Origin of the sequence: Gluconobacter japonicus (assembly GCF_002723975.1) — a bacterium.
Taxonomy (GTDB): domain Bacteria; phylum Pseudomonadota; class Alphaproteobacteria; order Acetobacterales; family Acetobacteraceae; genus Gluconobacter; species Gluconobacter japonicus.
This window is the reverse complement of sequence record NZ_BEWO01000004.1, coordinates 187,690-196,280: the sequence shown is the minus strand read 5'-3', so window position 1 is coordinate 196,280 and position 8,591 is coordinate 187,690. Positions and strand designations below refer to the sequence as shown.

General features: G+C 52.6%; 8 protein-coding genes. 5 read left to right on the top strand and 3 right to left on the bottom strand.

Annotated features, from left to right (window positions below):
• Nucleotide 1 precedes the first annotated feature (1 nt).
• The 3 genes from GJA01_RS04445 (at nt 2) to GJA01_RS04435 (ending at nt 2,508) form a co-directional block, all read left to right on the top strand.
• Nucleotides 2–829 carry an AAA family ATPase gene (locus GJA01_RS04445; protein WP_255312262.1) on the top strand — a complete coding sequence of 276 codons (828 nt, stop codon included), beginning with the start codon at nt 2–4 and terminating at the stop codon, nt 827–829.
• Nucleotides 830–901: 72 nt separating this feature from the next.
• The gene (locus tag GJA01_RS04440) at nt 902–1,744 is read left to right on the top strand and encodes a carbon-nitrogen hydrolase family protein (protein ID WP_062503743.1); all 843 of its coding nucleotides are present in this window, start codon (nt 902–904) and stop codon (nt 1,742–1,744) included.
• Nucleotides 1,745–1,749: 5 nt separating this feature from the next.
• On the top strand, nt 1,750–2,508 hold the full coding sequence (locus GJA01_RS04435; protein WP_010502223.1) for an NAD kinase: 759 nt from the start codon (nt 1,750–1,752) through the stop codon (nt 2,506–2,508).
• Nucleotides 2,509–2,510: 2 nt separating this feature from the next.
• On the opposite strand, the gene GJA01_RS04430 is transcribed toward GJA01_RS04435, so the two are convergent.
• Genes GJA01_RS04430 through GJA01_RS04420 form a run of 3 tightly spaced genes read right to left on the bottom strand, consistent with a single transcriptional unit; the run spans nt 2,511 to nt 4,913 of the window.
• Nucleotides 2,511–3,443: a 2-hydroxyacid dehydrogenase gene (locus tag GJA01_RS04430; RefSeq protein WP_062503741.1), complete on the bottom strand. Its 933-nt coding sequence runs from the start codon at nt 3,441–3,443 to the stop codon at nt 2,511–2,513.
• 22 nt (nt 3,444–3,465) lie between these two features.
• Nucleotides 3,466–3,951 (bottom strand): low molecular weight protein-tyrosine-phosphatase, encoded by a 486-nt coding sequence (locus GJA01_RS04425; protein ID WP_061932278.1) that lies wholly within the window; start codon nt 3,949–3,951, stop codon nt 3,466–3,468.
• Entirely contained in the window at nt 3,933–4,913 is a 981-nt protein-coding gene (locus tag GJA01_RS04420) for an AEC family transporter (protein ID WP_062503739.1), read from the bottom strand. The genes GJA01_RS04425 and GJA01_RS04420 overlap by 19 nt, the downstream gene beginning before the upstream one ends.
• Before the next feature lie 32 nt (nt 4,914–4,945).
• Between GJA01_RS04420 and GJA01_RS04415 the strand changes: the two genes are divergently transcribed.
• A complete protein-coding gene (locus GJA01_RS04415) occupies nt 4,946–5,386 on the top strand; it encodes a hypothetical protein (RefSeq protein WP_228118935.1) in 441 nt (146 codons plus the stop codon).
• A gap of 1,005 nt (nt 5,387–6,391) precedes the next feature.
• Entirely contained in the window at nt 6,392–8,530 is a 2,139-nt protein-coding gene (locus tag GJA01_RS04410) for a hypothetical protein (RefSeq protein ID WP_062503737.1), read from the top strand.
• Nucleotides 8,531–8,591: the final 61 nt, after the last annotated feature.

Below are 8,591 nucleotides of genomic sequence, written 5' to 3'. Positions count from 1 at the left end.
GGTGCCTGACGCCGTAATGGAAGTCTCTTCTGCTTTATGTCGTACGAGAATTATCGCTGTGGCATCCGGGAAAGGAGGCGTCGGGAAAACGTGGCTTTCTATTTCATTGGCACAGGCTTTGGCCTCTTCCGGATACAAAGTTCTTATTCTTGATGGCGACTTTGGTTTGGCCAACGTGGATATTCAGCTTGGGCTTGTTCCAACGCATGATGTGGTGGATGTTTTATCCGGAGATGTAACGATCAAAGACGGTGTTCAGCATTTTTGTGGTGGCACTGGAGATGCTGCTTATTCGTTTGATGTGCTTGCAGGACGGTCTGGTGTTTCGGCTGTTTCCGGTATGAACCGTGATGCTCTTGATAAGCTGCTGCTATCTCTCAGGTTGGCCAGGCAATATGATTTTATTTTAGTGGATCTTTGTGCCGGAATTGATCCGATTACCCGGCATCTGGCGGCTATTGCTGACCAGCTTCTTGCCGTCACTACAGATGAGCCTACGGCTTTGGCAGACGTTTATGCCATCATGAAGCTCTATCTGCGGGATCGGCGACGTGTGGGTGGTGACGATATGCACTGTCAACTCGTCATCAATCAGGCATCGAGTCATCGGAGTGGGGTTCAGACATATGAAAAACTCCTACAAGCTTGTCGTTTTTTTCTGAAATGGGAGCCACAACTCGCAGGAACGGTGCGTAAGGATAGCAGGGTGTCTGCAGCAATCCGGATGCAATCAAGCCTTCTGGAAAATTTTCCGGCGTCTCCGGCTGCTGTAGATGTTGGGCGTCTGGTGCGTCAGGTGGTTCACGGCAGCCTACCGGCTGTTGCGTAAATCGCGGCTTACGTCTCTTTAAGGGATCGCTTATGGTTCGGGAACTACTGTTCCCAGGAAATGTATCAAACCATGCGCGTTGCCCTGATTCAGATGGCCCCTTCGGCTGATCGAAGTGCCAATATTCTTCAAGCCCAACGGCTGGTCTCAGAAGCTGTACACGCTGAGAAGCCTGATCTCGTCGTTCTTCCTGAAATATGGAGTTGTCTGGGAGGATCAACTGAGACCAAACGGGCGAGTGCAGAAGGTTTGCCCAGGCCGAGCGATAAGGGAGGTGTGCTCTATGAAGCGTTGAGGGCAATGGCTCGCGAGCACAAAATCTGGGTTCATGGTGGGTCGATTGGAGAACTGGCTACACCGGCCTCTAGCGACAAGCTGGCCAATACCTCACTTGTCTTTAACCCTGATGGTGAAGAATGTGGGCGTTACAGGAAGATCCATCTTTTTGACGTTGTTACGCCTAATGGGGAGGGTTATCGCGAGAGTGACAATTACGTTCCCGGCGAAACGGTTGAAGTTGTCGATATTGATGGTGTTCCGACGGGTTTGGCGATTTGCTATGATCTGAGGTTTTCTGAACTCTTTCTTGCACTCCGGGCCGCTGATGTGGAGATGATTATTCTGCCTGCAGCCTTCACACAGCAGACGGGTGAAGCGCACTGGGACATTCTTGTTCGTGCTCGTGCCATTGAAACACAGGCATGGGTTGTCGCGTGCGGGACGACGGGATGGCATGTCGATGGGCAGGGTAATCGACGCCAGACTTATGGTCATTCCATGATCGTTAGTCCGTGGGGAGACGTTGTTCTTCAATTGGGAAGTGAGGAAGGTTGGGGAGTGGCTGAACTGGATCTGGATGAGGTCCAGCAGGTTCGGCAGAGAATGCAGGTTCAGGCGAACAGGCGGTTGATCTGAGCATCATGAAAATCGCTTTTACCGCTGCTGCTACTGATGCTGCGCAAGATGCGCTCGCAACTTTCTCAGCCCGTTATGGCAATGTTCCTCTGGAAAAGGCAGATGTTGCAGTCAGTCTTGGGGGGGACGGATTTATGCTGGAGACCCTCCATCGGGTATTGGGTCTCGACCTGGCCGTTTATGGTATGAATTATGGGACCATCGGCTTTCTAATGAACACTCCGGATGAGGATAATCTACCGGAGCGTTTGCTTAACGCTCAGCCTTCTTTGCTTCATCCACTTCACATGACTGCTACAACCGTCAGTGGCGAAGTTGTTGAAGGGAAAGCTTTTAACGATGTGTTTCTCTTTCGTCAGACGCGGCAGACGTCCAGAATACGGATTGAGATTGATGGCCGGATAAGGCTTGAGGAACTGATCTGTGATGGGGTGATCGTTGCTACACCAGCAGGTTCAACGGCTTATAACTTGTCCGCGCATGGCCCGATTGTCCCTTTGAGTGCAAACATTCTCCCGTTAACCCCAATCTCAGCGTTTCGTCCAAGGCGATGGAGAGGGGCACTTTTGCCGTCAACGGCGGTCGTTCGACTGACATTGTTGGATACGGACAAGCGTCCGACAGCAGCAGTCGCGGATTTCAAGGAAATTCGGGATGTTGTGGAGGTTGTGGTCAAAGAGGACCGAAAGCAGCATGCTACGGTTCTCTTTGACCCGGATCATGGTCTGTCTGAACGGATTATCGCCGAACAGTTTTTACCCTGAGGTCAGAGGATTGGGGTTAGGAGAGGCTTGCCTTCAAAATGGGCTTTGAGGTTATCCACCATTAGATTGCCCATCAGTGTTCTTGTTTCTACGGTTGCTGAGGCCTGATGTGCTTGGAGCACGGCATTATCCAAAGTGAAAAACTCTGAATTGATATTGGGCTCGTTTTGGAAAACATCGAGGCCTGCTCCGAAGATGCGTTTTTGCTTCAGGGCCGCGAGTAGGGCAGCTTCATCAACGACTGAACCGCGTGCAATGTTGACGAGAACACCGTTTGGCCCGAGTGCGTCCAGAACATCAGCGTCGACCATGTTCGCTGAGCGTGGGCCGCCGGAAACAGCCAGAACAAGAACGTCGGACCATTCTGCCAGAGCCTTCAGGTCAGGCTCGAAGCGAAGTGTGCTTTCTGTCCGGGGGCGGGAATTGAAGTATGCTACTTCCATGCCGAACGCGGCGGCACGGTGTGCAATGGCCTGACCGATCTGGCCAAAACCTGCGATACCCATGCGCTTTCTGGTAATACTTCTGGAAAGGGGGAGTGGTTGTTTTGACCATTGTCCCCCGCGAACGAAGCGATCATTCAGAACCGTTTCCCGCATGACGGCAAGCATGAGGGCGATGGCCATGTCCGCCACGTCGTCTGTCAGCGTTCCAAGCGTTGTCGCAACACCGATTTTGCGCTGACGGGCTTCTTCCAGATCAATCTGGTCTGTGCCCACGCCGTTGACTGAAATAACCTCAAGAGCAGGCAGTGCATCCATGATAGGGCGTGGAAGACCTGAACCGCCTCCCGTCGCGACGCCGCGGATCTTGTCTGCGTAGGAAGCAAGAGGCTCGATCCCCTTATACGGATGGACTGTAAACAGGCTTTGCAGTCGTTCTGTAATGGCTGGAGGGAACTGATCGATTGCCAGAATGTCGGGACGGGAAGACAAAGCGGTTCTCCAATCTGGGATGTTAAGCCTCAACCGGGCCAAGTTCTTTTTCCGCAAGGTGATGGCAGGCGGCTTCAACTTCCTGCCAGGTGACATCAAAGCCTTCATCCGAACCGTAATACGGATCGGCGACAGCATCTCCGTGACGGCCGGGAAGGTGATCCAGCATCAGGGAAACGCTGGCCTTGCTGCCATCGGGTTGGAGATCGCGCAGGTAAGACAGATGAGAATGATCCAGTGCAAGAATATGATCAAAGCGCTCGAAGTCTTCGCGTGTCACCAGTCGCGCCCGAAGATTTGACGCATCCAGTCCATGCTGACGTGCAACGCGGCAGGCTCGGGGGTCGGGAGGGTAACCGAGATGCCAGTGACCTGTTGCGGCGGAATCAATATCGAGTGTCAGGCCTCGGATCATAGCTTCACGGCGCATGGCAAGTTCTGCAAGTGGGGAGCGACAGATGTTGCCTGTGCAGACAAACAGGAAACTCTTCAAGCGCCGGTGAGCCATATAAAAAATGCCATTGTTGCGATGGAACTGAGTGTTCCGAAAAACAGGACCGATGCGATTTCTCTTTCGAGCACATGGTAGCGCATCGCCAGGATAACGTTGATGGAAGCGCTCGGGATTGCCATCGTCAACACACTTTCCTGAAGCGCTTGGAGAGGAAGGTGCCACAGACGGGCGAGAATGTAGATTGTGCCCGGGATCACAATGTTTCGAACGACGACAATCGTGCCGACCAGTGGGCTGAAGCGGACCTGTCTGGTAAACAGCACAACGCCGGATGCGAAAAGTGCTGCACCGCCTGTGGTCCGTCCCAGCAACTGGAGAGAGCCTTTCAGGAAGTGCGGAATGAAAGCGCCTGCACTGACAAGGAGCAAGGCCATCAGTGGAACCCAGACGACGGGTTCACGGCAGGAGTGCAGAAGGTGCCCGACCAGTTCTTTCAATTCGTCGCGTCGTTCCGCCGAGGGAGATCGGGGCTGGCGACCTTCATGATCATGACCCATCATGATGAGTGTGATGGGAAGCTGGATCAGGTTCATTGCCAGCGCAGCGATGGAAATGGGAACGCCGCTGGCTGCGCCGAAAATCTGCCCAAGGACCGGAATGCCAATGAAGGGTACGGAAGGCCCTGTCACGGTCATGGCGATCATGGCTGCTTCGCTCATGCGATGTTTGAATGCAAAACGGAAAATTGAAAAGACAATAAAATACCCGCCGATCATCGCAAGCAGGATGAGGGCGGCAACTGGTCCGGCGGAAAGGACTTGAGCTTTTGGTGTGCTGAGAATGGACACCAGAAGCTCAAGTGGTAGGGCATAGAGCATAACCAGTCGCGTCAGGACACCTGCTTGCTGGGCATCGAAGTCTTTACGATAAGCTGCGAAGTAACCGAAGCCGAGCGTGACCAGGATCGGAAGGATTGCTTCGACGATCGTGAGCAGAAGGTTGGGAGAACTGGTCATGTGATGCTCATAAAAATACGGAAGTTCCAGCTGTGTCAGGGTTCTTTCGTAATGACATCGTTACCATCCGTCCATCCCTGCCGGGCCAGGTAATGATTGACCTGATGGCCTGGAAGTGTCTTTTTGGAGCAAATCTGTCCCATTTCTTTTACGGTCAAATCATGCAGTCCATTCTCGATACATTGGTCGGCTTTATTCTGATGCTGATGGGGCTGATTGTGGCTGCGATCAGCTTTGTCGAAGTGATTGCGCGGAATGCGCTGAACAGTGTTGGAATTCATGGGACGATCCAGACGATCGTTCTTCTGCTGCTGTTTGTTGCCCTTGTTGTTGGAGCGTTCCGTGTTTTTGGCCGGTTGCTGGCCGTTCTCCTTCTGGCAGCGTTCATCGTCTATGGTGTGCATGCCCTTTTGGGGATCCCACACAATATTTCCGCGCAGGTTGTGCCGCAGGAAAAAACGATTAATTTCTGAGGGTTATGTGGTGTCCGCGAGAGGATTCGAACCTCCGGCCCCAGGATTCATACCACTTCGACTTTCGCCGCCGCACTCATGATTGAGTGCGTTCGTGGTCTGGACTGTCTCTTCGCCAAGGCCTTTTTTCAGGTCTAGGCGTCGCCCGTACAGTCTCTACACCTTCTTTCTGCCGCAACAGAAAGCTTGGCTCGGGATTGGCACGACCCGAGAGGGTCAGAGCGTTCCCCGAATTTGAGCGAATCCACTATGGAGTTTCCAACCATAGCGCCCAATTCAAACTTAGGAATCCTGTGCTCTATCCTGCTGAGCTACGCGGACACACGCTGCGAGTGTTATCGCACGGTCATATTTTTCGCAAGGTAATGAAGAGAGATCTAGAATATGAAAAAATACGTTAGGAATAAAAAAACCTAATTTTCTCAAACATTATTCCGGATGGGAACATATAAAAATTAAATTACCAATTTATCTAAGTTTACTAAAAATTATTTCAAATCCTCTAATGGCAAAGGGTGATTTTGCTAAAAATATGCCGCTTTGACGGGGGGATGATTCTTGCGCTTTTGTTTTTGCTGTGCTTCCAGTCACCGTCAGCCTGCAAGGCTTTCTGATATTTAACCTATAGAAGCGTTATATATCGAGAAGCTGGTTTCAGGTGACTTTCTGAGAGTAAGTTGCTTTCCGGCAGCATCGTACGAAAGAAATCGTCTGGAGGGCCTACCTGTTCATCCTGTTCCGATGATGTGCAGTTTTTGAACCTCCAAAAAAAGGCCGCAATCCATCGTGAGTTTGAAGCGCGTATGGCGGAGAGGTGGCCGTTAGGTATGGTCAGCATTTGGGTAGGAAGGATGGCAACGCCGCAACCCTGTTCCTACAGCGTGCGCTTTGAGGCGCAGCTCCAGGTTTGCTTTGATTGAAGGTGCTTGTCATGAGTTCGTATCAGATGTCTGTTCAGGGTCGGTCTCATTTTCGTCCGGAACCATGTTCTGATTACGGGCATTGATGGGTATGACCAAAATGCTTTCCGGTTCCATACGTCAGGCTCGCGAAACTGATCCCACATTACTTCGCCTCAAACTGATTGGTCAGATGGAGGCGCGTACCCTGACAGGAGAGAGTGTTCTTCCTGTGGGTGGGAAAACGCGTGCGCTTCTTGCTATTCTTGCCCTGTCGGACAGAAAGCCCGTTCTGCGATCGCGGCTTGCGGAGTTGTTGTGGAGCAGGCGGCCGGAAGATATGGCTCGTGCTTCACTGCGGCAGGAAATACACCGCCTTCTTGATGCGCTGAGCCCTGTCGGGGTGGAGCTTCTGGATGTGCAGCGTCATTCCTTGACGTTGAAGCCTGCCCTGACATCTGTAGATGCTGAACGTATTCTGACAGCTAGCGTCCGGACTATTGATAGTATTCCGGCTCCTGAGGAAATTCTGCTTGGTGAACTGAGTGGCATAGACCCGGCTCTTGATGAGTGGCTGGAACAACAACGGACAAGGTTGTCCCATCATCTGCTGACGCTTTATGAAGGCTGTCTGCGGGAATTGACGGATCCCGAACAGGTTGATGATGTGACAGATCGTCTTCTCAAGGTTGATCCACTCAATGAAGCTGCCTGGCGCGCCAAGATTCAGAATGCTCTGCGGAGGGGGGAGCATGCTCGGGCTATGGCTCTTGCAGAGCAGGCTACGCGGGTTCTGGGTCAGGAAGAAGGGTATACTCTTAGTCCTCTGACCCATGGGGTGCTGGCAGGGGTTCTGAAGGGGGCGGCTCTGGATGGGGCGGTCACGGTTTCGGAATCTGTCGGGGCAGAGGATGTCCCTGTTCAGTTCTCAGGAGAAGAAAACCAATTCTCAAGAGGGCCATCTTATCAGCGAACGGACCCCATGCTGGCGTTGCCCTTGCATCTTGCCAGGGCTGCAGCAGGGCAGGCGCGCAAAATTTCTCTGCTGATTTTGACGCCTTTCGTAGTGGATGGGGACAATGACACGGCGCTGAAATGTGCCATCAGTCTTGGGGATCAGTTCGAACTGCTGTTCGTGCATGTTGAAACGTTCGATATTGTTGCGAAGCCAGAGGGGTTCGTGGCTGATCCTGTGAACCCCATGGCCTCTTATCGTAGCCTTGGTGCGGATTACGTTATCACGGGTGCTGTTCGTGCTGGAGCTTCGGATCATGCGCTTCGTCTGATCCTGAAGGTTATGGATGTTCGGGCAGGCGGCGTGATTGTCTGGGGCGCGCATTATGACCTTCCTGATGGGGATCCAAGGTCGGTGGCCTCCGGATTGGTTGGTCCTGCAGCGGCAATGCAGTGGGGGCTGCTGCTGGCTGAAGCGCGGAGGGTTGCCAATCGGGCGGATGGCGAGCTTTCAGCTCTTGGAAAAGTTGCTCGTGTTTTCAAGCTTTTGCTGAAAGGCAGCAACGAAGTTTTTCCCAATGTCAGCCAGCTTTTGGATATGGCTGCTGCAGAGGATCCTCGGGAAGGTAATGTCGCCCTCATGCGGGTCCTTTACTGTCTGATCCGTTATGAAAATGACTGGAGCGACGAAGGGACGGAACTGCTGGCGGAAGGTGTTCGGTTTGCGCGGCAGCTTGTCACTCTCAAACCCGATGCGTCGGGAGGCGCGCTTCTTCTTGCGACGTTGCTGATGCATGACCGGGCCTCTTTTCCGATGGCGCGGTCTATTGTCCGGATGGAGGCAAAGGCTCTCGAGGAGCTGGAATGTGGGCGCGGCCTTCCGGACTATTTGTTGTGTCAGTTGCTGCTGCGTTTGTTTGATGAAGATTTGAAGGGAGCGGCAGAACTTGCCGGGCAGCTTCGAAACAATCCGTATCATTCGCCTTTGTATATTCTGATCCGACCATTTTTCATGATGGTTATGATGCTGGGTGGCGAACGTCGGGATGTTATCGAAATGGGTCGTCTGATGGCGGGTCTGTACCCTAATTACCCGAGCGCGCTGGTCTATTATCTTGTTGCTCTTGTTGAAGAAGATGAAAGTGCGGAAGAAATTCGGCATGTTCGGGATCATCTGGCCAGACTGGTTCCGGATCTGACGATTGCAAAGATTTTGAGCCGTTTTCCTTATCTTGGAGATGAGAAAAAGGCTGAACTCCATCAGGCTTTTCTGACCGCAGGTCTGTCATAAGGTCTCTATAAATCGGCAGGGCGCTTGGCCTTGCCCGATGGGCGCGATATGAACACGGAAT

What these genes read in the sequence shown, in the direction of transcription:
- GJA01_RS04440 (WP_062503743.1), top strand. Translation starts at nt 902, where the DNA reads ATGCGCGTTGCCCTGATTCAGATGGCCCCTTCGGCTGATCGAAGTGCC.
- GJA01_RS04435 (WP_010502223.1), top strand. Translation starts at nt 1,750, where the DNA reads ATGAAAATCGCTTTTACCGCTGCTGCTACTGATGCTGCGCAAGATGCG.
- GJA01_RS04420 (WP_062503739.1), bottom strand. Translation starts at nt 4,913, where the DNA reads ATGACCAGTTCTCCCAACCTTCTGCTCACGATCGTCGAAGCAATCCTT.
- GJA01_RS04410 (WP_062503737.1), top strand. Translation starts at nt 6,392, where the DNA reads ATGGGTATGACCAAAATGCTTTCCGGTTCCATACGTCAGGCTCGCGAA.
- GJA01_RS04425 (WP_061932278.1), bottom strand. Translation starts at nt 3,951, where the DNA reads ATGGCTCACCGGCGCTTGAAGAGTTTCCTGTTTGTCTGCACAGGCAAC.